The sequence below is a fragment of the Fundidesulfovibrio agrisoli genome (assembly GCF_022808715.1).
Classification (GTDB): Bacteria; Desulfobacterota; Desulfovibrionia; order Desulfovibrionales; family Desulfovibrionaceae; genus Fundidesulfovibrio; species Fundidesulfovibrio agrisoli.
Window position 1 is genome coordinate 61,805 of sequence record NZ_JAKZKX010000006.1, and the last position, 23,154, is coordinate 84,958.

The 23,154-nt window shown below is 62.1% G+C and carries 21 protein-coding genes and 1 tRNA gene; 4 read left to right on the forward strand and 18 right to left on the reverse strand.

The features are described from left to right. Positions 1-45 precede the first annotated feature (45 nt). Positions 46-768, reverse strand: coding sequence for a hypothetical protein (locus MLE27_RS06215; protein ID WP_243311175.1), 723 nt, complete (start codon positions 766-768; stop codon positions 46-48). 64 nt (positions 769-832) lie between these two features. Then, complete coding sequence (locus MLE27_RS06220; protein WP_243311176.1) at positions 833-1,273, reverse strand: toll/interleukin-1 receptor domain-containing protein; 441 nt, start codon at positions 1,271-1,273, stop codon at positions 833-835. 660 nt (positions 1,274-1,933) lie between these two features. Here MLE27_RS06220 and MLE27_RS06225 point away from each other — a divergent pair. The 3 genes from MLE27_RS06225 to MLE27_RS06235 all read left to right on the forward strand — a co-directional run bounded on the left by MLE27_RS06225 (position 1,934) and on the right by MLE27_RS06235 (position 5,090). Further along, positions 1,934-2,506 (forward strand): nitroreductase family protein, encoded by a 573-nt coding sequence (locus tag MLE27_RS06225; protein ID WP_243311177.1) that lies wholly within the window; start codon positions 1,934-1,936, stop codon positions 2,504-2,506. A 68-nt stretch (positions 2,507-2,574) separates the two neighbouring features. After that, the gene (locus MLE27_RS06230) at positions 2,575-3,750 is read left to right on the forward strand and encodes a hypothetical protein (protein WP_243311178.1); all 1,176 of its coding nucleotides are present in this window, start codon (positions 2,575-2,577) and stop codon (positions 3,748-3,750) included. Between the two features lie 35 nt (positions 3,751-3,785). After that, positions 3,786-5,090, forward strand: coding sequence for an ATP-grasp domain-containing protein (locus MLE27_RS06235; protein WP_243311180.1), 1,305 nt, complete (start codon positions 3,786-3,788; stop codon positions 5,088-5,090). Here MLE27_RS06235 and MLE27_RS06240 read toward each other — a convergent pair. From MLE27_RS06240 to MLE27_RS06315, 16 genes are all read right to left on the reverse strand, one after another. After that, on the reverse strand, positions 5,087-7,243 hold the full coding sequence (locus MLE27_RS06240) for an nSTAND1 domain-containing NTPase (protein WP_243311181.1): 2,157 nt from the start codon (positions 7,241-7,243) through the stop codon (positions 5,087-5,089). The two genes, MLE27_RS06235 and MLE27_RS06240, sit on opposite strands and share 4 nt — an antisense overlap. Next, positions 7,236-9,458: a TIR domain-containing protein gene (locus MLE27_RS06245; protein WP_243311184.1), complete on the reverse strand. Its 2,223-nt coding sequence runs from the start codon at positions 9,456-9,458 to the stop codon at positions 7,236-7,238. Before MLE27_RS06245 ends, MLE27_RS06240 begins: the two co-directional genes overlap by 8 nt. A 15-nt stretch (positions 9,459-9,473) precedes the next feature. Continuing rightward, positions 9,474-10,394, reverse strand: coding sequence for an aspartate/ornithine carbamoyltransferase family protein (locus tag MLE27_RS06250; RefSeq protein WP_243311186.1), 921 nt, complete (start codon positions 10,392-10,394; stop codon positions 9,474-9,476). Continuing rightward, positions 10,391-11,476: a radical SAM protein gene (locus tag MLE27_RS06255; RefSeq protein ID WP_341482510.1), complete on the reverse strand. Its 1,086-nt coding sequence runs from the start codon at positions 11,474-11,476 to the stop codon at positions 10,391-10,393. Before MLE27_RS06255 ends, MLE27_RS06250 begins: the two co-directional genes overlap by 4 nt. Positions 11,477-12,525: 1,049 nt before the next feature. Then, positions 12,526-12,601, reverse strand: a tRNA-Thr gene (locus MLE27_RS06260). Positions 12,602-12,882: 281 nt separating this feature from the next. After that, the gene (locus MLE27_RS06265; RefSeq protein ID WP_243311195.1) at positions 12,883-14,211 is read right to left on the reverse strand and encodes a DUF945 family protein; all 1,329 of its coding nucleotides are present in this window, start codon (positions 14,209-14,211) and stop codon (positions 12,883-12,885) included. Positions 14,212-14,284: 73 nt separating this feature from the next. Further along, complete coding sequence (gene ribD / locus MLE27_RS06270) at positions 14,285-15,385, reverse strand: bifunctional diaminohydroxyphosphoribosylaminopyrimidine deaminase/5-amino-6-(5-phosphoribosylamino)uracil reductase RibD (protein WP_243311196.1); 1,101 nt, start codon at positions 15,383-15,385, stop codon at positions 14,285-14,287. A gap of 10 nt (positions 15,386-15,395) precedes the next feature. Next, a complete protein-coding gene (locus MLE27_RS06275; protein WP_279355707.1) occupies positions 15,396-15,875 on the reverse strand; it encodes a deoxycytidylate deaminase in 480 nt (159 codons plus the stop codon). A 97-nt stretch (positions 15,876-15,972) separates the two neighbouring features. Then, entirely contained in the window at positions 15,973-17,211 is a 1,239-nt protein-coding gene (glyA, locus tag MLE27_RS06280) for a serine hydroxymethyltransferase (RefSeq protein ID WP_243311198.1), read from the reverse strand. A gap of 299 nt (positions 17,212-17,510) precedes the next feature. Further along, the gene (fabF, locus tag MLE27_RS06285; RefSeq protein WP_243311199.1) at positions 17,511-18,755 is read right to left on the reverse strand and encodes a beta-ketoacyl-ACP synthase II; all 1,245 of its coding nucleotides are present in this window, start codon (positions 18,753-18,755) and stop codon (positions 17,511-17,513) included. Between the two features lie 60 nt (positions 18,756-18,815). Further along, positions 18,816-19,049 (reverse strand): acyl carrier protein, encoded by a 234-nt coding sequence (gene acpP, locus MLE27_RS06290; RefSeq protein ID WP_243311200.1) that lies wholly within the window; start codon positions 19,047-19,049, stop codon positions 18,816-18,818. Between the two features lie 38 nt (positions 19,050-19,087). Then, on the reverse strand, positions 19,088-19,834 hold the full coding sequence (fabG, locus tag MLE27_RS06295) for a 3-oxoacyl-[acyl-carrier-protein] reductase (RefSeq protein WP_243311203.1): 747 nt from the start codon (positions 19,832-19,834) through the stop codon (positions 19,088-19,090). An 81-nt stretch (positions 19,835-19,915) separates the two neighbouring features. Next, a complete protein-coding gene (locus MLE27_RS06300; protein WP_243311205.1) occupies positions 19,916-20,911 on the reverse strand; it encodes a beta-ketoacyl-ACP synthase III in 996 nt (331 codons plus the stop codon). 18 nt (positions 20,912-20,929) lie between these two features. Beyond that, positions 20,930-21,982 carry a phosphate acyltransferase PlsX gene (plsX, locus tag MLE27_RS06305; protein WP_243311207.1) on the reverse strand — a complete coding sequence of 351 codons (1,053 nt, stop codon included), beginning with the start codon at positions 21,980-21,982 and terminating at the stop codon, positions 20,930-20,932. After that, positions 21,966-22,151: a 50S ribosomal protein L32 gene (gene rpmF, locus MLE27_RS06310; RefSeq protein WP_243311209.1), complete on the reverse strand. Its 186-nt coding sequence runs from the start codon at positions 22,149-22,151 to the stop codon at positions 21,966-21,968. The genes plsX and rpmF overlap by 17 nt, the downstream gene beginning before the upstream one ends. Positions 22,152-22,181: 30 nt before the next feature. Next, entirely contained in the window at positions 22,182-22,712 is a 531-nt protein-coding gene (locus MLE27_RS06315) for a YceD family protein (RefSeq protein WP_243311210.1), read from the reverse strand. A gap of 145 nt (positions 22,713-22,857) precedes the next feature. Here MLE27_RS06315 and rpmB point away from each other — a divergent pair, with 145 nt between their 5' ends. Next, positions 22,858-23,070, forward strand: coding sequence for a 50S ribosomal protein L28 (rpmB, locus tag MLE27_RS06320; protein WP_243311211.1), 213 nt, complete (start codon positions 22,858-22,860; stop codon positions 23,068-23,070). Positions 23,071-23,154 lie beyond the last annotated feature (84 nt).

A 23,154-nucleotide genomic window follows, 5' to 3' on the forward strand; every position in this document is an offset into this window, starting at 1 on the left:
TACGTGGTATGTTCAGCCAGCATCTGTTGCGCGTCGCATCAACCTCTATCCGAATTCTCCGGGCGGCGGAGCAATCTCTACGGCGAGTTCCTCCAGAAGCAGTTCCTCGTTGCAGAGCATCATCTGTCCGAACGTGTAACCTTCCTCGATCCCTGTTTCTGGGTTCGTCACATCCATGGCTTGCGGAGCGATCTTGACGTTGGTCCGGAACAGGGCGTTCTTGAATACCACGGTGGCCACAAGGGTGTGCATGCCGTCCGGGGCGATGCCCCGATAACTCACGGGCATCAACTCGGCTTCCACCGCCGCTTTTTCATCGTCCGTGGCCTCCGGCAGCCAGGGGACTTCATCCAGGTTTTCCACGATGATGAAACGGCCTAGTTGGCCCCGCACGTAGTGGAAGAAGAAGCGCACGTAGGGGATCATGGTCTGCTCGGTGAGGATCAGCGGGAGCTCCTCGTTGAGCTTGTAGATGGGCTCGTTGGTCCAGTCGTGGAGGACGGTCAGGCCGTCCTTGTGGAAGGCGTAGCGGGTGTTGGGCGGCGGCAGGGTGTTGTCCGAGAGGGCGTAGAACTTGACGCCCTCGTAAAAGGGCAGCTCGGCGGCCTGCACGACCGTCTTGCCGGAGCTGAACTCGGCCAGGGCTATGAGCGGAGAGACCGCATCAATGATAGTTTGCGCGGATTCGCCGTTCAGGGGATGGAAACGAAGTGGCGAGTTGTCGGTGCTGAACTGGATCTGGTCAGGGGAGTGGGTGGTGTCAGGCATCGTTGGTGCCGCCTTTCATGGTTTGCATGAGCTCACGTCAGATTTTGCAAGCTGTTTGGATGTTTCAGCCCCGGTGGATTCTCCCGATCAGAAGCCGTACGGGGGGGCCGAAAGCTGCGCGCCGCCGGAGTCGCTTGGGCCTGCGGACGCGAAACGGGCTGTCCAGGCTGGCCGGGACGTTCCGGAGCGCGGCACTGGGCGTCTCTGCAGGCGCTTGCGGCGTGGCAGGAGCAGCGAGGGGGCAACGGCGTCGTCGGGATGGCGGGTTGAACAAGGGGGACGAAAGACCGCTGAGGTGCTGCTCCGGCGCTTCGGCCAGCCAGGCGATGCCTTTTTCGATGGAATGCTCCCAGTCGGGAGTGCCGGGAATGATGCCCTCGGAGTCGATCCAGACCTCGTGCCCGCTTGCGGTCAGATCGCGCTTCAGGCGCAGGGCCAATTCGGCGTGCTCGTCGTGCCCATAACTGATGAAAATACGTCTGCGCACAGGGAAATGCGAATTCAAGGGCAATCTCCGACAGCTAAGAGTTCAGCAAGCGAGGAGAATACGCCAGGAATACGGTCTTAAAACTGCTTGCCGCTCAAGCGCCGAACAATCCCCGAGCCCGCGCAACTAGAAACCGCAATGCTATTGAGGAAATATTATCGGGCGGCCTACAAATTGTCCAGAAGTTAGCAGCCTGTCGGAAAACACTGCGTGCTGGCCGAAACTCCCGTAACGGCATGCAGGGGAGAGTCGATGGGACGTGGCCGTCAAGGCGATCAGCAAAGGACGATGTGTCTGGCCCGGGATGAGATTCCCCTGTCTCGTGGGCGGGCCTTTTGCGACCGTCTTCAGCGGATTCTGAGGGAATCCGGTTTCGACGGCTTCGCCGAGAAGCGGTGTGACCCCTTTTGCTCTGGCAAGTGGCGCCCTGCGAATCCTCCAGGCCGGTATTTCCGTATGCGTTCGTGGGGTATTTCGAGGGAACCGGCAGCGAACATGAAAGCCGACGCGGCGCTGAAGACCATGGGCATGAGCGGGAGCAACCATTGTAACAGCCTGTTGGCACAACCGCTCATCAATCCGGGGGCAGGATGGCGGAGCCTCGCCTCTTTCTTTTAGATTCGATTCGGGCTAAACAAAGAATGAACGGATTTAATGCGGAAGGAGGCGGAAAGCCGGATGGAATTGATGAAGGCGATGCGAACTCGGCGGAGCATCCGCAACTTCCAGCCTACCCCGGTGCCGCAGAAGTTGATCGAATCTCTGCTTGCGGCAGCGATTGAGGCCCCATCTCCTAAGAACGCTCAGCCCTGGCGCTTCGTTGTGGTGGCGCAGAAGAGCCGCGACGCGTTGTTCGCCCGTATCCGCGTGTTGGTAGAAGAGGAGTTGGCCGCAGGGCGGATCGGCGTGTGCGTCCGGGCCACCGTCCGGGCCATGGAGGAGGCTCCAGTTTTTGTCCTGGTGTATAACCGTGCCACCGCGCGCTACAGCATGGAGAAGGACCCCGTGCTTGCACGCGTCATCGATGTCCAGAGCATAGGGGCCAGCATCCAGAATATGCTGCTCGCGGCCCAGGAGAAGGGCCTCGGAACGCTCTGGATATGCGATCTGCTCGATGTCGATCCTGTCCTGCGCCTGCTCCAGACGGAAGACGAACTCGTCGCCGTCATCGCTTTGGGGTATCCGGTTGGCGACCCGCCCCGCCCCCCGCGATGCGCCCTGGCGGACATAGTCACCTGGCAAACGGAGTAATGCGCACATGAGACTCGGGCAAGCGCAGGAGTGCCCGCCCCGCTGCCCGAGACGGCAAATCCTTCCCCATGGCGATCGCTAAACTGCTGTCCCACCTTGGGCTGGCCCTGCGCAAGGGCCGTCCGCTGGTACCGGCCTCCTGCGGGCACCGGATAGTCGTGGCCGACGCCCAGCGGCGCTTTGTCCAGATATGGCTGCGCACCCGCGGCTGTCGTCACGACATACTCAACGGCGGTTGCACGATCTGCAATTACTGGGCGAGCACCGAGCCCCAAGCCGACGAGATGGTCGCGGCCATGGGGGCCGCGCTGGACAGCCTCGCTTTCGAGCCGGAAATGATCGTCTTGAGCGCCTCGGGGAGCTTCCTGGACGCCTGGGAGATCGCCCCGCCCGCCCGTCGGCGCATCCTGGCGCTGCTGCGGGCGCGCTGCCCCAAAGCCTCGGTCATCATCGAGACCCATCACAACACGGTTACGCCGGAGTGCATCGCCGACTGTTCCGAGATCCTCGGGCCCAGGTGGACGGTGGAGATGGGGCTGGAGTCTGCCTCGCGGCAGGTGCTGCGCTGCTGCATCAACAAGCCGCTGACGCCTGACGGATTTTTGAGGACTATCGAGGCGATCCGAATGGCTCCGGGGCTGTCGAGCATCGCGAACGTGGCCCTGGGGGCGCCCTTCCTCAGCGGGGAAGAGATCATAGCCGACGCGGTTGCGACCGTCACCTGGGCCCTTGGCCACGGGGTGGACGAATGCGTGCTGTTCCCGATGAACCTCAAACCGCATACCCTGACCTACTGGCTGCATGGGCAGGGGCTTTACCGGCAGCCTTCGCTGTGGGTGCTGGCCGATGTCTTGGCCGCCTTGCCGGCGGAGCTGCTTCCCCGGGTCAACTTCGCCTGGCACCGGGTAGACCGGGGCCAATATTCCGAATGGGACGAGGGGATCGTCGCCCCCATGACCTGCCCGAACTGTTACCCCCGAGTGATGGAGCTGTTGGAGCAGTATCTTGCGGGCGGCTCTCGCGGTGAACTTGCGCAGGCGCTTCAGCGGCAGCAGTGCCCCTGCCGCGACCAATGGAACGCGGCGAAGCACGTGGACCAGCCCCTTGGCGACAGGCTGTTGCAAGGCTACGAGCGGGCCGCGGTGACGATATTGGGGGAGGATTACTGGGCGCGGCACGGCGCGGCCCTGCGCGAAGAGCTGCAACAATTAATGGAGCGAGAAGGCCCCCCCGGATTGGAGTAAGGGCGCTGCGACTGGCTTGGAACGGAGAACATGTGATGGACGCACAGAAGAGAGTGGCCCAGATCGTTACGGCCCTGCAGGGCAGGCAGCTTGTCTACTTTGGCACGCGCGGCGCGGATGCGGAGCCCTTGCTCAAGATCCCGAACTTTCAGGTGATCGTTTCGCTCATCGCCCCGCTGCAAGCCAGCACCGTGCGCGAGACTTGCCTGGAGACGCTGACGAGCGAACGGGTCGAACTGGACGACTACACCATCGACCACGACACCAGGCCCGTTGTGAGCGAGATGCGGCGGGCCCTGCTCCGTGAATTTGAGGGGCCGAGCGCGCTTCTCGCTTACCGGCCCTGCGCCTTCCTGTCTTCGGCCTGGTTCCCCAGGTCGGACCGGGTGCAGTACCTCGGCCTCTTTCACGGGCACCAGTCATGCTTCGAGCACAAAGCCTGGATGGAAACGCAGCTTGCGGCCTTCGGCGTGCCCGTGCTGCCCTGGCGATTTTTTGCCGACGAAGAAGCCGACATCATCAGGGAATGGGTCGCGGTGGAGCCCATCGTCTTGAGGGCGAACAGGAGCGACGGCGGCCTCGGCGTCCGTTTTGTGCCGAATCCTGGGGCGCTTGAGGTCCAATGGCCCTCCCACGGCGATGGGTTCCTCGCCGTGACGGAGTATCTCTCCGACAGCATCTCCCTGAATATCAACGCCTGCGTGTTTGCAGACGGCAGCGCGTCCCTGCATGGGCCGTCCGTGCAGCTCATCGGCATCCCCGCCCTGACCAGCCGCACCTTCGGCTACTGCGGCAACGATTTCGGGGCTGCGGGCTTGCTGGAGCCGAGCATATTGGACAGCTTTGAGAACTTGACGCGCCTGACGGCGCGCTGGCTGCGAAGCCAGGGCTACCTGGGTGTCTTCGGGGTGGACGCCATCGTGCACAAGGGCGAGGTCTACCTGACGGAGGTGAACCCGCGGTTCCAGGGGTCGTCCCTGCTCTCGGCCCGGGTGGATGGGGAACTCGGCAGGTCCGACGTCTTCCTGGAGAACCTCGCCGCATTCTTGGGGCTGCCGGCACAGGAGCAGCCGAGGCTGCGCGACCTGGCCGCCGGGCAACCGCCGCTTGCCCATGCGGTGGCCCACAACCTCGCGGGGCAGACCGTCCGGCTTACGGCGGCTCCCCACGTCCCCGACGGTGTGGAATGCCGGCTGCTCCCGGATGTCGGTGTGGCGATTCCTAACGACTGCATCACCTTCGACGCGGTCTTCCCCGGACCCATCACGGCCGATGGCTCGCGGCTCACGGATGAGGCCGCGGCAGCCATCGGCGCATTGAAGCAGGGCGTCAACTGCTAAAACGCAGTTTTGCGGGCGCTTTTCTTTTCTTGAGGGGGGGCAATCCTGGTGAACTCTGTCCAGTGCAGGCAATCAAAACGCTCTCTGTCCTTCTCGTCGAAGTCCTGGAAGAGTGAGCCATAGATATCGAACTTGTGTGCGCTGATCTGCTGGTTTGCTTGCCCCCCAGCGGGCTTGAACGTGTAGAGCTGCGCGTAGTGAGCTTTGCTTTTGTTGAAGTGCAGGGCGTTCTTCAGGCGTACGCCACGGATAACGGCGCTCGAAAGATTGCAGTCGATAAAAGCGACGTCATCCCATCTCGTGCCTCTGATGACTGTTCCAAGCATGGCGCAGTGATCGAACTTTACATGTTTAAATGAGCCTTTCAGGATAAAGGCACCGTTGATCTTACAGTCTGTAAAAATACAGTTCTTAAACGTGCACTTTGTAATGAAGCTGGCGTCAAAGGAGCACTTCCTGAAGTGGACATCGGTGATCGTTAAGCCGTCGACGAAGCATCCGTCCCATCGTAGCCGTTCCAAATCCTGTTTCCTGATGTGGTTCATTCTGATAATCTGCTTTCCGTAAACGCCGATGTCTGGAACCAGCACATCATCTTCTCTACGCCTCGGGTCGGTGCACCACTCCGTCAACGCCGAGGCATAGCCGTCGTGCTGCAAGGACAAGATCGACGATTGGAACTCATCCTGGCCGCAGTTCTTAAGGATGTTCTTGTCGGCAAGTTGGTCGACAGCGGTGCACGCTGCTGCCCAAAGTTTTATGGTGAGATCGTTGTAACCATCATCCGATGTGAGGGGCTTGTTCTCCTTGAGCAGTCTTCTTATATTGTCCAGCATTTTGGCTATTTCTTGCTTTTCTGCTTTTTTCCCCTTTTTGCTGCCGCCCTTTAAGCACATGGTCAGTTCTTCGCGAATGGCATGGAATATGAGATTCCCTCGGGTGATGTGGCTCTTGTAGCCCCTGGGGGTGGCCAGCACGCTGCCCATATTCGCGGCTACACGCCGGATAAGCGGTCCGTCTTCGCCGAGCCCATTAAAGGCCCTGTCTATCCAACGCAGCAGCGCGCCGATGTAGAGGTCTTTGTCTTGTCCATTGAGCCGGGGCTCCGCTTCGTACAAGGCATGTAGATATTTGTCGAGGTGGTCTTTATCTATCACAATTTGACATTCGTCATCAGCTAATCCTTGGCTTTGCAGTGAATCATAGGCACGGTCATAGATATCCGTCAGAAACGCCTGCGCCGTGAGCATCTCAACTGTGGCTGTGTTTTTATCAATCCCATCGTGATGGGTAAATGAGTTCGCCCATGTGAGCACTGTGTCCATCTCAGCGATGCCGATCTTGAAACGGCCTGACGACGAGGCAACGTTGACCAGCGCTTTTATCGCATTGTCCCAAGTCAGCGGATAAAGGTGGAAAATACGAGGGCCAAGCGGCAAGTACATGTTCTCCAGCTGGCGAAGCTTGCTCATGTACTCCTCGCGAAGGGAAATGATGACTTTGACGTCTGAGGTTTTGATCAGTGAGGCCAGCGTGGAGAGTGCTTCTGTCAGGAATGCGCGCCCGGCGCTCACGCCGCTGCCCATGAATTCCTCGGCCTGGTCAACGATCAGTATGAGCTTGTTCTCCGGCAGTGCCGTCTTGATATCCTCGATGTACTGTCCCAATAACGTTGCCTGATCCGTATGTAGCGTCTCGTCCTTGTACAGACTCAATACCGGGTCCAGCGCATCGAGATCTTTCTTTAACTGCTTGATGCCGACCAAGTCTGAGTTTTCACGGACAAGTTTGCCGAGTTCTTCAAGTGCGGTGGTAACAGCCTCCCGAAAGATGTTCGCAGAATCGCCGATGGAGAGGCCGCCCCCCGCAGTGTCGCTCTGTTGGGCAATGCTTCCCCACGTGCCGACATAGAGAGCGAAGCCCATGCTCGCAATGTCCCCTTCGCGCCAATAGCGAAGCGCGGGGATCAAACCCGCGTTGATGAGTGAAGTTTTGCCGGCCCCGCTTTCCGCCGTGATGATCGTCAGGTCTTGGATTCTGACTTTCTGTATCAAGTCCCGCAGTTCGGCAGTGCGACCATAGAAATTCTTGGCATGGACTTCGGAGCAAGGCACCGGGCCGACAAATGGGTTGTTGCTTTCGTCGTTACGCATATTTTTTACCTTTAGGAAGATCTACGAACTCTTGGAACTTGTCGACTTCGGCCGCGAAGTCGTTCAGGTCCATCGCAAGGGGCTTGACACGGAGCCCTGTAAGCAATTCACTGTCCAGGCCGTCCCGGTGCCTGCAGCCGATGCTGAGCCGCTCCTTATTGCCGTCTCCCTCTCCAACCCACACGTTACGATGAATTCCCAGTATTCCGTCCATGTCATCCAACGGGTAACCAAGAAAACACTTGACTCTATCTACGTTGTCGAGCTGCTGTTTCAGCCACCGGGGCTCACCAAGGTCCGAATCGGACAGCTCCTGTACAAAGTCAAGACTTGAAAGCAGTAAACGGTTCTCAGCACTCGACTTCAATGCGGTTGGGGTATCCGGGGCGCCGATGTCGTAGATGTCGTTGGCCCTTGAATTGTGGAATGGCGACCCTCTGTACTTCACGATCAAAGGGCCACTTAATGCTTTGTAGATTTCTGATTCGACTGTATTGGATAGTGGGAATAAATAGTATCTGTCGCTGTTTTCTTTGTGCACTCGCAAGAACCAATATGTTTTGGTGTCGTTTACTGCCTGCACAGGGTAAAGGACAGAGTACGTAACGTGCTGCAAGCATTTTTCTAGCTCTTCATCGATATTCATTGAGACAACAATCGGGTATGGTTTCTGCGCAGCACTAACCGATTCTTCGTAAGCTGGTCGGTCGCCAGCCGATTCTTCGTAAGCTGGTCCGTCGTCGTCAACTCGAAGTGTCTCCGCGCATAGTAAATATGAATTCCAAAGAAGCTTTGCCATGGCACGGTAGAATTGCGTCGGCCCAGAGCTCATTTTGCGGTACAGTTTGCGGTGCATATGCTGCGTACATTGTGCGATTGTTAGATTTAAATCTTTTATTTGACTCTCTTTGCCGTTGCACTCCGCAGTTTGGATGGCAGCGGTGGTTCCAAACGGTATCCGCACAAAGTGTTTCGTGGTTTGGCATAGGGCCAAACAGAAGTCGATCTCGTCCGGCTTCGGGAATATCGGCAGGTCGAACCGCATCAAGTGCCACAGCAAATCGCTAAGCCAATCTAGCTGCGACAGAGAGAGGTGTACCTCGTGCATGTTTACATCCGTCTCCTTACCCTTGAAGACAGCGTTCAGAAACAATTCCAGCTTGGCCTCAATATGGCGTGGCCCCATACACCCTTTGCTGTGATCATGGTAAGAACAGAAGCTATTTGTTTTGCCGCAGCTTGCCGCAAACGCCTTGGCCGACTGCAAAGCAGTCCGCAGTGACTTAATGTCCGGATCATCCGCCTCCGTTATGACGACCCGGTAGGCCTTGGCGTCGATGATCCCCTTGCAGCGGTTGAGCGATTTGCCTAGGAGTCGCGAGGCGGCGGCCCCGGCCAATGCGACGGCGACACGAAGTTCAAAGAGATCCCCTGCCGCCTCTTCTTCCGATACAGCACCGCCATGAAGATCTGTCTGGTCGCCGAGGTCTGGGGTGTGCGATCTGACGACGGCTTTCAGATATTCCCTGTTGGCCTCTTGGTTCTCTGGGTTGACCTCCTCAAGCCGTTCTCGGATGATATCCAGTCGAGCCCCGAGGGTCTTAAGGTGGGGCTCCCATTCGTCGCGCAGACCGTAGCAATCCGGGCCGATGTAAGGAACGAAGAGCCCTTTGGCTATAGCTTCCTCATATTCAAAAAGAGGACCGTCATTCGCGCTCCTTCGCTTGATTCCGAAATGCTCCAGGATCACCAGAGCCATTGTTTCGTATGTGAGAGGCTCTTGAACGACTTTGTACTGCGGCGACTTAGCGGCGCCAAGCGAGTACAATTGCCTCTTCTCTTTTCCTAAAATCTTCCGGAGAAGTCCTCTGCAGCCTCCCTTTTCCTCTGGTAAGTCACAGCTTTCCACCAGCAATGGAAAGATTTCACGATCTTTGTCGTCATTTATATATATGTGTTGCAACTCTTCAAATATAGGGCCGCTATCTAAAAATCTTTTTGTGATAAGTAAAACATGTGCTTTAGCTTTTTCAATGCCTTCTTTTATTTCTGTGTCATATCTGCTTTTCGAAAATGTCAAAGAAGAAATCACTTCAACGTCTACTGATGCATTTTTTTTCAGTTCATACTCTAAGCCTCTTACATGCTTTTTCTGCTCGTCATCATGGCACCAGCTGATCCACACCGAAAGTTTATCCTTAGATTTCTCTTCCATGGATGCTCTATGACCTCACTGTTTGCAACGACCATATTGGAACAAAAGAGCCGCCATCCGCGCCCACAGAGCGTTGTCGCTCTGTTCGAAGTATGTGGCGTGGCGGGACTGGTCCACGTCTACGGCGATCTCGTCAATTCTGGGAAGCGGGCACATGATGATGCCGTGCGACGGCAGGGCCTCGAGGGTCTCCCGGTACACGGTGAAGCGCTTCCGGAGCTCCAGCGAGAAGCAGGGCTCGCTTTCCGGATTCGGCATGCCCGCGACATAGAGCACGTCCAAATCTGCTGCAATAAGTTCAGGATAGACGGACACGGAAGATTTGGCAACATGCAATAACGCTTCGCCTGTTGCCTCGCGCCCGGGTGGAGCCATGAGCCGCAGCTCCGCCGGTGGCCAGTGGCGCATCGTTTGAAGCAGCGAGCGTGCGGCCCTCGACGTGCACAGGTCGCCGACGAGGCCTATTCGCAGGCCCTCCAGCCGTCCAAAGCGGTTCTTGATGTGGAAGAGGTCAAGCAGGGCCTGCGTCGGGTGGTGTTCGCACCCGCAACCCGCGTTGATGACAGGCGCCACTGACGCGCGCATCGCCGCGTGGAGGGCCGGGGTCTCCGCATGGCGCATGACGATCATGTCGCAGTAGCCGGAAACGGCCCGGATGGTGTCCTCCAGAGACTCGGGGCTCGGAGCGCGCTGCACTTCACGCGCTTCGGTCACAATGACCGTGGACCCGCCCAGCCGTTTCACGGCCGCGTCAAAACCGACGCGGGTTCTGGTGGACTCCTGGAAGAAACAGAGCCCGACAACCTTTCCCGCCATTTCCGTTCCCATTGGGCCAACGGAGCATAGCCGGGCGGCCCGGTCCAGCATGTCCTCAATCTCTTCCTTCCGCAGGTCCGCGATGGAGAAGAAGTGCCGGAGCATGCTGGATGCGCTCATGCCGTGGCGTCCTGCTGGGGAAAGGTCAGCGTGTTGTGCTGGCAGGGGGCGCATTGCGGGCCAAGCCGCACGCCGCGCGCCTCGCAGATATCGGTGGCGCGCAGGAACAGTTCCTCGAAGAACTCGGCGCTGGGCGGATGCAGGTCCTGCAGGGGCGTGCCCGGAGCGGGTCGGAAAGGGCTGAGCACAGGGGTGCATCCCCGTTCGGCCAGGGCCTGCACGCCGGCCAGGGTGCTCTCCATGGGCTCCAGCCCCACCATCAGCATGGATCGGACCTCCGCCCCGAAGAGCTCAACCCCCTTCCCGATGGAAGATAGCCACGCCTTCATCGGGATGGCGTGCTTTTCCGGCACGATCTTCCTGCGCAAACCATCATCGAAGAGTTCCAGATTGATGGAGAGCCCGTGGAGGCCTTGGGCGCGCAGCGCGCGCAGGTCGAGGACTCCCTCCAGGGGGAGCATCATGATATCCACGGGGACGCCGGGAAAGGCCGCCAGCACCTGCTCGTATACGTCGCGCAGATAGCCGAAGTCCGTGTCCTTGGGCGTTCCGCCGGAAATCAGCACGTGTCTGGCCGGCAGCAGGGGGTCTTCCAGGGCGACACGGATCGTCTCGATGAGCAAGCCCGCATCCTTGAGGCGATACTCGTAGCGGCGTGGCAGGTCGCAGAAGGTGCACCTGTTCGCGCAGCCGGAAATGGGCGAGATGCGCACCCGGTCCGTGTGGGTCAATCCATAGTGGTTGTAGGGCTCCCCGGCGGAGTTGTTCCGCGAGCCGTAGGCCGGTACGGGTATGGGTTCGGCGGGCCACTCATGTTGCGGCGACCGCAGCACGAAGGCCTCCCCCGTCCAGTCCAGCAGGTGCGGCGAGGCGTTCACAAAATTCGGGTTGTGGTCGGCTATGGGGGCGTTGACGTAGATGTCGCCCGGAAGGCGGATCGGGATTCCCGAAGTGCTGGCGTAGTCCGCCAGCGTCAGGACCCCTCCGGGGGCCTGGGAGAGCAATTCGGTCCGGGCCGCAGCCGAGATGGCCATGCCTTGCGCAAGCAACTGAAACTTGATGCGATGCAGCATTGTGAGCATTGGTGGTACATGAGGTCGATCACGTAGTCATGTCAAGCCCAATGAAGTCTCCCGCACGCTTTTCCTCCATTAATTTCGAGCACACAGGATAGTAGAATGGCCTTCGGCGATGCCAGCTTGAGTTCCTTGTTGTCCCTGGCCGGAGTCATGATTTGTCCGTTGCGAGCATGATGTTGTATTGGGACATAGGACGGGCACAGACGACGGAGTACATCCCCACGACAGTCTGAGGTAGTCGTTCATAATTCTGGTCTGGGCGTCTGAAGCTTTTGTCCCCCCCCCCGGATTCATGGGCGGCTGCTCCAAGTGGGTTCTCGTGGCCTCTTCCGAAGAGGAGATCGGCCATGAAACGGCGGGCGTGGCCTTGGGGAGGAAGGCTCTCATCGTCCTTTAAGGTCTTCGAGGGCTGCCAATCGCGAGCACGGCATTTCCCAGGGGCCGTTTTGCTCGCGGTGTGACCGTTTACCCGAGAATGCCAACCGTGTGCTCGAGACTGCTATCGTGGACAAACACACGCAACGGCATAAGTCTGACAATGCTGCGCTCAAAGGCGTTGTCGGCGAGTTGACCATGGACTTATAAGAATGAATTATTGCGCTAAGAACCTGAAAGACGAAGGGTGGTGATGCGATAGTCTTGTCCAAATGTCCAAGACTGTTTGGAAAATGCCAATGAAAGTGTGTGTAAGTTGTCCAGAAAGAATGCAGTTTGCGCTTTGGCACTAGTGCTGCTCTGCAATTGTGAGGGGCTACGTCTTGGGCATTGCAACGTCCGTAAGTTGTTCATGGGGCGCTATTCAGAGGTGTATGATGTAGTGTTTCATATTTTATGGCATTATTCTCTCTGCCGCACAGTGTCTCAGCCACCGGAGGGGGGCCTTGAGCGTGATTCAGGTGCTGTTAGGCCGCGCGAAGTTGACCACTACGCGGACCTACCTTCATGATTCCTCAGAATCATTGTGCGATGCGAGGAAGCTCTTGGGGGGGAGGCTAAAAGCCCCACATAAAGGCAAAGGGGTTACGACATGCAATCGTAACCCCCTGAATTCCTGGAGCCAGCGAGGGGACTCGAACCCCTGACCTGCTGATTACGAATCAGCTGCTCTACCAACTGAGCTACGCTGGCGATTTGGCAGGGAGCCTTGATACACGTGGGCTAGGGGCCGGTCAAGGGGTTCCCTCGGGCTGGTTAGGGCTGCCCAATAAAGGTCAAGACGGAAAGCACTGCGCATAGCGTTCGCAAACCGTAAAAGGCCGCCTCCGCTGGCGGCCTCGATTCGCCGAATGATGAGAAGCGCTCGCTGCGACACATCCGCCGCCGCTCCTCCCGCCCCTGTGCGCGGGCCAATCCAGGGCGGGGAGTGCGGGCCCCGGGTGGCAATCCCCGGGGCCCGCGTCTTTTCTAGCCTATTGCACCAGTTTGCCGTTCACCATCAGAGCCTTGCCGTCCCAGACGGCGCTGGCTTTGATGCTCGAACCGTCGCGGGTGAGGAAGCCCTTCTCCGTGAGCTGCTGCAGGGCGGTCTGCAACTGCTGCTGCTGGACCTGGCTCTCCTTTTCCTCCGGGCTGGAGAACGTGTCCACCAGGATGACCAGCCCCTGCTCCTGGGCGGAGAGGTCGGCCTTGGCCCGGAGCTGGGCCAGCGCCTCCTGCGGGGTGGGCGGCACGCTCTTGAGCTCAGGAGCGCTCGCTTCGCCCTTGAAGGCGATCTCATTCGGGGTGCCGGCCAGGGCCTTCATCTCGATTTCGACGCGGGGGCTCCTGGCAAGCAGCAGGTCGTAGGTCTTGCGCACCTCGTCCACGTAGGGCCTCACGGCGTCGCCTCCGCCGCCGTATTCCCGCTGCAGCAGGCCGTAGAGCTGCGAGAATCCGTCCAGATCCAGGTTGTAGAGCGTGGTGGAGAAGAACAAGGGCAGCGGCGCGGAATTATTGACGCTCGTCACGCCGCTCAGGGAAAAGCTCGCATCGATCGTCGGGCCATGGAGAACCGTTTTGCCGGGGACGGCGAGGTTCTCCAGGGTGAAGGACCTGGGGGGCGTGGTGTCCTTGGTGCTCAGGGCCAGGCCAGCCAGCTTCAGGGTGCTTTCCCCGTGCCAGACGTAGGGGCGCAGCTTGACGGCGTCAGACCGGATGGTCAGCCCCTTGAGCAGGAAGGTGTAGCTGTCGTCCTGCAGGCTTATCAGGGGGATGTCCGCCTTGGTGGTGTGACTGCTGAAGCAGGTATCCGTCAGAACGGAGACTTTCGCGCCCTGGAACTCCTGGCGCTGCGGGGTGTCCCGGAAGAGGGGGGGCACGGTCAGCAGGATGTCCAGACTGCCGCCGAAACCGGCCTCGGCCCGGAGTTTGGTGTTGAGGAGTTCGGGAACCTGCTCCAGGGCGGCGCGGGCGGCTTCAGGCGTGTTCTTCGCCAGGGAGAACCGGGTGTTGACCACCGCGGCGCAGGGCGAGAACGATCCGGCCGCGAAGGGGATGGGGCCGTGGGCCACGTCGAAGGTGACGGTCAGGGCCGGGGCTTCCGGTCCGTTGGGCTGTGTCGAGAAGCCCAGGTTGTAGGTGTAGCTGCTGCTGAAGATGCCGATGCTGCTCCCCTTCGGGCTGAAGCGGAGTGTGGGCGATTCGGCGAAGGCTTGTTTAAGGGCCGCATCGATGGTCCCGCCGGCGTTGAATGCGACGAAGACGGTGACCGCCATGTAGGCGGTGGCTGCAAACAGCACGGCGAGGAAGGATTTCTTCACGGCGATCTCCGCTGAGGGTGCCTGAGGTTGTCGCCGGGCACATCGCCCGGCGGGCCAGCCAAACGGCCCGCGTTCATCCGCCCGCGGGCAAATATGTCATGAGCAGGTCCTGCCCGCTCTGGCGCACGTCGCCCAGGCGCAACGGCAGGGCCAGGTCCATGCGCTCCACGCAGGCCCCGGAGAATACGGACACGCCCGAGGCGTCGCCCAGTATCTTCGGGGCAAGGAAATACCGGAACTCGTCCATCAGCCCCTGCCTGGCCAGGGAAAGGGCCAGCTGCCCTCCGCCCTCGCACAGCGTGGCGTGGCAACCGGCCTCGGCGCGCAGGCGCTCAAACCCGGGAGCCAGTTGCAGCCTGTCGCCCAGGCTGGGCAGCTCCCAGACGCGCACGCCCTTGTCCCGCAGGGCCTCGGCCCGGCAGGAGGCGGCGCTGGCCGCGCCGGTCCAGAAGATGGTCTGCCCGGGCCGGTCCTTCAGCAGGGAGAGCGGGGCGTCGTGCTCCGGCAGGAGCGAGGTGACCACCACGGCCAGGGGCTGGGGGCCGTTCTCGCGGCCTTCCAGGCGCACCGTGAGCCTGGGGTTGTCGTGGCGCAGGGTGGCTCCGCCAACGACCACGGCGTCGGCTCGGGCGCGCATGTCCTGCACCAGGGCCCGCGATTCAGGGCCGCTGACCCAGGAGGAGTGCCCCGTGCGGGTGGCGATGCGCCCGTCCAGGGTGGCGGCCATCTTGAGCACGTTGTAGGTGCGTTTCGTGGTCTGCCAGATCACGAAATCCGCGATCATGTCCCGGCATTGGCGCTCCAGCACGCCGGTGACCACCTCAACGCCGTTCTCGCGCAGGCGGGCGTTGCCGCCTCCGGCCACGGTGGCGTTGGGGTCCGTGCAGCCCACAACCACCCTGCGGATGCCCGCCGCAAGCACGGCCTCGGTGCAGGGGGGCGTCTTGCCGTAGTGGTTGCAGGGCTCCAGGGTGACGTACAGGGTGCAGTCGGCCGGGTTTACGCCTTTCTCCCGGGCGTCGGCCAGGCAGTTCACCTCGGCGTGGGGGCCGCCGCAGCGCTGGTGCCAGCCTTCGGCCGCGACGGCGCCGCCGGAGACGAGCACCGCGCCCACGCAGGGGTTGGGCGCGGTGGAGCCTTTGCCCTGGGCGGCGAGCTCCAGGGCGCGGCTCATGAAGGCCTCATCAGGCCTGGTCGGGTCGGGGCAGGGTATCAAATTTCACTCCAGCTTCGCCAAGCATATCACGGGAGAGGTCGTCGGGATAGCCCTCGGCGTAGTGAATATGGCTGATGCCGCAGTTGATGAGCATCTTCGTGCAGATGATGCAGGGCTGCGTGGTGCAGTAGAGCACGGACCCGGAGATGGAGACGCCGTGCACCGCGGCCTGGATGATGACGTTCTGCTCGGCGTGCAGGCCCCGGCACAGCTCGTGGCGCTGGCCCGAGGGGATGCCGAGCTGCTCGCGCAGGCAGCCGATGTCCAGGCAGTGGGCCGTGCCCGCCGGGGCGCCGTTGTAGCCCGTGGCCAGGATGCGCTTGTCCTTCACGGCCACAGCGCCCACCTTGCGGCGCAGGCAGGTGGAGCGCTCGGCCACCAGGAAGGCGATGCGCATGAAGTACTCGGGCCAGGGGAGGCGGGAGTCTTTGGGATGAATGTGTTCCATGATGGGCAAGTAGATTGCCGGGGCGGCCCGGTATGTCAAGAAAAAGGGCCGCCCGGAGCGATCCGGGCGGCCCTTGTGCTCAATCCGAGCCTGGTTTCTACCAGGCGAACAGGGGGTACTGCCTGGCGAAGGCGTTCACCTCGGCCTTGATGGCGGCCAGGGTGGTGGCGTTCTCGCGTCCCTTGATGGCGGCGTCGATCCAGGCGACGACCTTCTCCATCTCGGCTTCCTTCATGCCGCGCGTGGTCAGCGAGGGGGTGCCCAGGCGCACGCCGGAGGTCACGAAGGGGGAGCGGGTCTCGAAGGGCACGGTGTTCTTGTTGGCGGTGATGCCAGCCGCGTCCAGGGCGATCTGGGCGTCCTTGCCGGTGACGTCCTTGCTGGTGAGGTCCACGAGCATGAGGTGGTTGTCCGTGCCGCCGGAGACCAGGTCGTAGCCCAGGGCGACCAGGCCCTTGGCCATCACCTGGGCGTTCTTGACCACCTGGGCCTGGTAGGTCTTGAACTCGGGGCGCAGGGCCTCTCCGAAAGCCACGGCCTTGGCCGCGATCACGTGCATGAGCGGGCCGCCCTGGATGCCGGGGAAGATCTGGGAGTCGATCTTCTTGGCCTCTTCCTCGCCGGCCAGGATCAGGCCGCCGCGGGGGCCGCGCAGGGTCTTGTGGGTGGTGGAGGTGGTGAAGTGCGCCTTGCCGATGGGCGAGGGGTGCTCCCCGGTGGCCACCAGGCCCGCGATGTGGGCCATGTCCACCATGAGGTACGCGCCCACTTCGTCGGCGATAGCCCGGAAGCGGTCGAAGTCGATGATGCGGGGGTAGGCGCTTGCGCCGGCCACGATCATCTTGGGCTTGTGCTCGCGGGCCAGGGCCTCCAGGGCCTCGTAGTCGATGGTGCCGGTCTCCTTCTTCACGCCGTAGAACACCACGTTGAAGAAGCGGCCGGAGAAGTTCACGGGGCTGCCGTGGGTCAGGTGGCCGCCGTGGGAGAGGTCCATGCCCAGGATGGTGTCGCCGGGCTTGAGCACGGAGAAGTATACGGCCATGTTGGCCTGGGAGCCGGAGTGGGGCTGCACGTTGGCGTAGTCGCAGCCGAAGATCTGCTTCACGCGGTCGCGGGCCAGATCCTCGGCGACGTCCACGAACTCGCAGCCGCCGTAGTAGCGTTTGTGCGGGTAGCCTTCGGCGTACTTGTGGGTCATGACCGAGCCCTGGGCCTGGCGGACGGCGGCGGAGACGAAGTTCTCCGAGGCGATCAGCTCCAGGCCGCTGACCTGGCGGTCGATCTCGTTGACTATGGCGGCGGCCAGCTCGGGGTCGCGGATGAGTATTTCGTCCATGGGGATGCGCTCCTGTGGTCGGTTAAGCGGATTGGCGGCAAGCTGCGCAGGAGGACGAGGCGGGGCGGATCAAGGCGCGCCCGGGCGTTCCAGCGCGTGAAAAAGGCAACTTCGCCGTTTCCGGGCGCGCCGTCAAAGGAAATATCGCTGGAGAGCCTCTTGCGGGAAATGCCGGAAGACACGGAAGAAGAGCGGGGCGCTGCCCGCACCCCGCAAGGGGGCGTGGCCCCCTTGACCCGCAAATAAAAAAGCCGGGGAGGCTTTCGCCTCCCCGGTTATGTGCTCACTCAGCGGCGCGCCTACTCGGCGTACTTCTTGAAGATCAGGCTCGCGTTGGTGCCGCCGAACCCGAAGGAGTTGTTCATGACCACGGACACGTCGCGCTTCTTGGGGGTCAGCGGGGTGTAGTCCAGGTCGCACTCGGGGTCGGGGGTTTCGTAGTTCATGGTGGGCGGGACCACGCCTTCCATGATGGACATCACCGAGAACACGCTTTCGATGGCCCCTGCCGCGCCGAGGCAGTGGCCGATCATGGACTTGTTGGCCGTCACAGAGAGCTTGTAGGCGTGCTCGCCGAAGACGCTCTTGATGGCTCGGGTCTCGCACATGTCGTTGAGCTGCGTGGAGGTGCCGTGGGCGTTGATGCTGTCCACCGCCTCGGGGGCCAGGCCGGACTCGCGCAGGGCGGCCTTCATGGCCAGGGCCGCGCCTTCGCCGGTCTCGGGCGGGGCGGTCATGTGGAAGGCGTCGCCGGAGGCGCCGAAGCCCACGACCTCGGCCAGGATCTTCGCGCCGCGCGCCTTGGCGTGCTCCAGCTCCTCCAGCACGAGGATGCCCGAACCCTCGCCCATGACGAACCCGGTGCGGTTCTTCTCGAAGGGGCGGGAGGCCTTGGTGGGCTCGTCGTTGCGGGTGGAGAGCGCCTTGAGCGCGTTGAACCCGCTCATGCCCAGGGGGGCGATGGTGGATTCCGCGCCGCCGCAGATCATGGCCTTGGCCCGGCCGAGCATGATGTCGGTGTAGGCGTAGCCCACGCCGTGCGCGCCGGAGGCGCAGGCCGTGGTCGTGCAGACGTTGGGGCCCTTGGCTCCGGTGAAGATCGCGGCCTGGCCGGCGGCCATGTTGGCGATCAGCACGGGGATGAAGAAGGGCGAGACGCGCCCGGGGCCGTCGGCCAGCAGCTTCTGGTGCTGCAGCTCGATGGTGTGCAGGCCGCCCAGGCCGCACCCGATGAGCACGCCCACCTGCTCGGCGAGTTCGGGGGTGATCTTGAGCCCCGAGTGCTCCACCGCCATCAGCGAGGCGCACACGGCGTACTGGGTGAAGAGGTCCATCCTCCTGGCCTGCTTGGCCGGGATGTGCTTGGACGGATCGAACTCTTTGACCTCGCAGGCGAAGGTGGTGTCATAGCCCGTGGTGTCGAAACGGGTGACAGGGGCAGCGCCCGAAACGCCGTTCAGGAGGTTCCGCCAGCTGGCTTCCAGATCGTTGCCGATGGGCGTGACGGCGGCCAGACCGGTGACGACGACTCTATGCAGCTTCATTGTGATTGGCACCTTGGAAAGATGAGGCGGCCGGAGATGTCGGCCGGCCGCCGGACCGGTTTAGCCTTTTTTGGCTTCGACGTAGGAGATGGCGTCCTGGACTTTGACGATCTTCTGAGCGTCCTCGTCGGCGATCTCGACGCCGAACTCCTCTTCCATGGCCATGATCAGCTCGGTGAGGTCCAGGGAGTCGGCGCCCAGGTCGTCAACGAACTTGGCTTCGGGAAGGACTTCGTCAGCGGACACACCCAGCTGGTCCACAATGATTTCTTTGACTTTTTCAGCGACGGACATGGTTTTCTCCTTACTTAAGAGCGAGTGGTTGTACTGTGTTAGCGATGAAGCCCGCCGTTGACGGCCAGCACCTGTCCGGTGACGTAGGCCGCGCCCGGGGAGGCAAGGTAAGAGACCGCGGCGGCGACGTCCTCCGCGGTGCCCGGGCGTTTGAGCGGAATTTGTTCAAGGAATGCCGCCTTGGCCGCGTCGGGCAGCACGGCGGTCATGTCGGTTTCGATGAAACCGGGGGCCACGGCGTTCACGGTGACGCCCCGCGGGGCCAGCTCCACCGAGGCGGACTTGGTCAGGCCCACGAGCCCGGCCTTGGCCGCCACGTAGTTGGCCTGGCCCGCGTTGCCCATCTGGGCCACCACGGAGACCATGTTGATGATGCGGCCGCTGCGGCGCTTCATCATGATCTTGGCGGCCTCGCGCAGGCAGGTGAAGGCCCCGGTGAGGTTCACGCCGATCACGCGGTCCCAGTCCTCGTCCTTCATGCGCACCAGCAGGCCGTCCTTGGTGATGCCGGCGTTGTTCACCAGCACTTCCAGTTCGACCTTGCCCTCGATGTGCTCCTTGAAGAAGGCGGGCACGGCGGCCCTGTCGGAGACGTCGAGGCGCACGGCCTGGGCCTCGCCGCCTTCGGCCATGATGTGGGCAGCCACGGCGTTGGCCTCGTCGGGCTTGGAAACATAGGTGAAGATGACGGAATAGCCGTCCTTGGCCAACTGCTTGGCCACGGCCGCGCCGATGCCGCGCGAGCCTCCGGTGACGAGGGCGGTGAGGCGGGGTGGGTTGTTCATGATCGTTCCGGTATGAATTGAGGATTGTCCCTTAACCCAAACAAACGCATAACTCAAACGCCAATTTGGCGTCGGCCGGGCCTAGACGAACTCCAGGAGGGCCGCGCCGAAGGTGAACCCGCCGCCGAAGGTGGTCAGCAGCACCTTGGCCCCGGGCTTGATGCGCCCTTCGAGCTTGGCGTCGGCCAGGGCGATGGCCACGGAGGCGGCCGAGGTGTTGCCGTAGCGGTCAACGGTGACCATGACCCTGTCCCCGAAGAACTTCAGGCGCTTGCCCACGGCCTCGATGATGCGCAGGTTGGCCTGGTGCGGGATGAACAGGTCGATGTCGTCCATTTTCAGGCCGTTCTTCTCCACGATCTCCTCGCAGACCTGGCCCATGGAGCGCACCGCGTTCTTGTAGACCTCGGGGCCGTTCATCTCGATGAAGAAATCTTCCTTCACGGTCTCGCCCAGCTTGAGCGGCCAGCCGGAGCCGCCGCCCTTCACGGTGAGCAGGGGCCACATGGAGCCGTCGCTGTGCAGGATGATGTCGCGGATGGTGGCCTGGCCGGGCTTGGGCTCCCTGGTGGAGAGCACCACGGCCCCGGCGCCGTCGCCGAAGAGCACGCAGGTGGCGCGGTCAGCCCAGTTGGTGCGCGAGGAGGTGACCTCCGACGCGGTGAGCAGCACAGTGGCGTCGGGCTTGCGGGCCAGGGTGCCCACGGCGTGGTCCATGGCGAAAAGGAAGCCGGAGCAGGCCGCGCTCACGTCGGAGGCGGGGCGGCCCGAGATGCCCAGCTTGTGCTCCAGGATGCAGGCGGCCGGAGGGCAGATGGAGTCGGGCGTGAAGGTGGCGAAAAAGATCTGGGTGACATCCTCGACGGGGCGTCCGGCGTCGGCCAGGGCGGTGAAGCAGGCCTTGGCGGCCAGGTCGCTGGCGGCCTCGCCCGGGGCGGCGATGTGGCGGGTCTTGATGCCGGTGCGGGTGGTGATCCAGTCGTCGCTGGTCTCCACGATGGACTCGAGGTCCGCGTTGGTGAGCACCCGTTCGGGAACGTGGCGGCCGAAGCCTTCAATGGTGAATCGTCCGTGCATGTGGGGAAGTCTTCTATGTTACTCGGCGTTGGCCGGTCGTTTCACGAAGTGGGCGAAATCCTTGTTGGCGGCCAGGCCTTCGCGCATGAGGCTGGTGGCGTCGCGGCGGATGAGCACCCCGGCCATGTCCACGGCGTTGCCGATGGCCTTCACGTTGGATGCGCCGTGGCTGACGATGACGATGCCCTTGAGGCCCAGGAGCGGCGCGCCGCCGTATTCGGCGTAGTCCATCAGGCGCGAAAAGCGCTTGAGCGCCGAGAGGGCCAGCGTGGTGCCGATCTTGGCGAAGAAGCCCCGGCGCAGCTCGCCCTTGAGCAGCCGCCCAAGGGAGGAGGCCAGGCCCTCGGCCTGCTTGATGACCACGTTGCCCACGAACCCGTCGCAGATGACCACGTCCACGTCGCCGGAGAAGAGGTCGCGCCCTTCGACGTTGCCCACGAAGGACAGCGAGGACTGCTTGAGCAGTTCGAAGGCCTCCTTGACCAGTTGGTTGCCCTTGCCCTCTTCCTCTCCGTTGGAGAGCAGGGCGACCTTGGGGTCGGGGTAGCGCAACAGAGTGCGGGCCATCACGTCGGCCATGATGGCGAACTGCAAGAGGTTCAAGGGTTTGCAGTCCACGTTGGCGCCCGCGTCGGTGAGCACGCAGGGGGTGCGCTCCGTGGGCAGGATGGTGGCCAGGGCGGGGCGGTCCACGCCTTCGAGGCGGCCCAGCGTGAACAGGCTGCAGGCCAGCACAACGCCGGTGTTGCCGGCGCTGATGAGCCCGTCGGCCTCGCCGGCGCGCACGAGGTTGCAGCAGACCTGGATGGACGAGTCCTTCTTGCGGCGCAGGGCCTCGGAAGGCTTGTCGTGCATCTCGGCGACCTGCGAGGCGTGCACCACGCGCACCGCAAGACCCCGCGTGTCGTGCTTGTTCAGCTCGGCGGTTACGCGGGCCTCGTCGCCGACCAGCAGCAGGTCGTACTGCTTGGCCTTGGCCATCTGGACAGCGCCGGGAACGACGACATGGGGGCCGAAATCGCCCCCCATTGCGTCCACGGCGATGCGGGGCCGGTTAGGACTGGGGTTCATCCCGCTTGAGCACCTGGCGGCCCTTGTAGGTGCCGCAGGTCGGGCAGACCCGGTGAGGCAGGGTCGGCGCGCCACAGGAGCACAGGATGACGTTGGGGGCGGTCAGCGCGTCGTGGGAGCGGCGCATGCCCTTGCGGGACTTGGAGACTTTTTTCTTGGGGACGGCCATTTCCGTTAACCTCTATGATCGGTCGGTTTATCAATCTTTTTTGGCGATGGTCAGCCCGCGCAGGGCGGCCATGCGCTCATCGCCTTCTGACTTGGCGCAGCCGCAGGGACCCTCGTTCAAGTCCTTGCCGCAGGTGGGGCAGAGGCCCTTGCAGTCCTCGGAGCACAGGGGCTTCGTGGGCAGCGCCAACACGAACTCTTCCCAGAGCATCGCCCCCGCGTCAAGCTCAAGCCTGCCCTTGTGCTCGCGCAGCAGGCCGGGCTCCACGGATTCCTCGTCGGGCGACTCCAGCTGTTCGAACAGGTCGAAGGGCTGGTCGATGCTCACCGAGACATCCTTGAGGCAGCGGTCGCAGGGGGTGGACACCTCTCCGCTGAGGCGGCCCCGCACCAATGCGCCGCGTTGCTGCGGCTGCACGGTGAAGGTGGCGCTCATGGGGGTGAGGGCCTCGTAGCCCATCTGGAACTCGGCCCACTTGTCGGCCCAGAACTCCTTCTCATCAAAGGAGAACTCGCGCCCTTCGGCCGGGATATCCGTTATGTCCAGCCAATGTTCGGCCATGCTTCCTCCGGGAAACAAGGGTGAGTAATCGCGCCTCGCACTTCTGTCAACAAAAAGCTTGCCAGTGCAAAAAAGTGCGTGTAAGCATCTCTTCCCTTTGAACGGGAATTCATATTCCAGGGGCCCGGCCCCGCGGAGGTGCGATATGTCCAAGGTTTGCGAAAATTGCGGCAAGCGGCCCCAGACCGGTAACAACGTCTCCCATGCCAACAACAAGACCAAGCGCCGCTTCATCCCGAACCTGCGCCAGGTGCGCGCCCAGAAGGCCAATGGCGAGGTCTGCACCATGACCGTGTGCACCCGTTGCCTGCGTTCCGGCGCCGTGGTCAAGCCCGTGGTGCGCCAGACCGCCGAGTAGGTCCGAGCCTCCAGATCATTCTACCGCAAAACAGCGGCCGGTCCAGCACGAACTGGACCGGCCTTTTTGCGTTTGCTTCAGCCG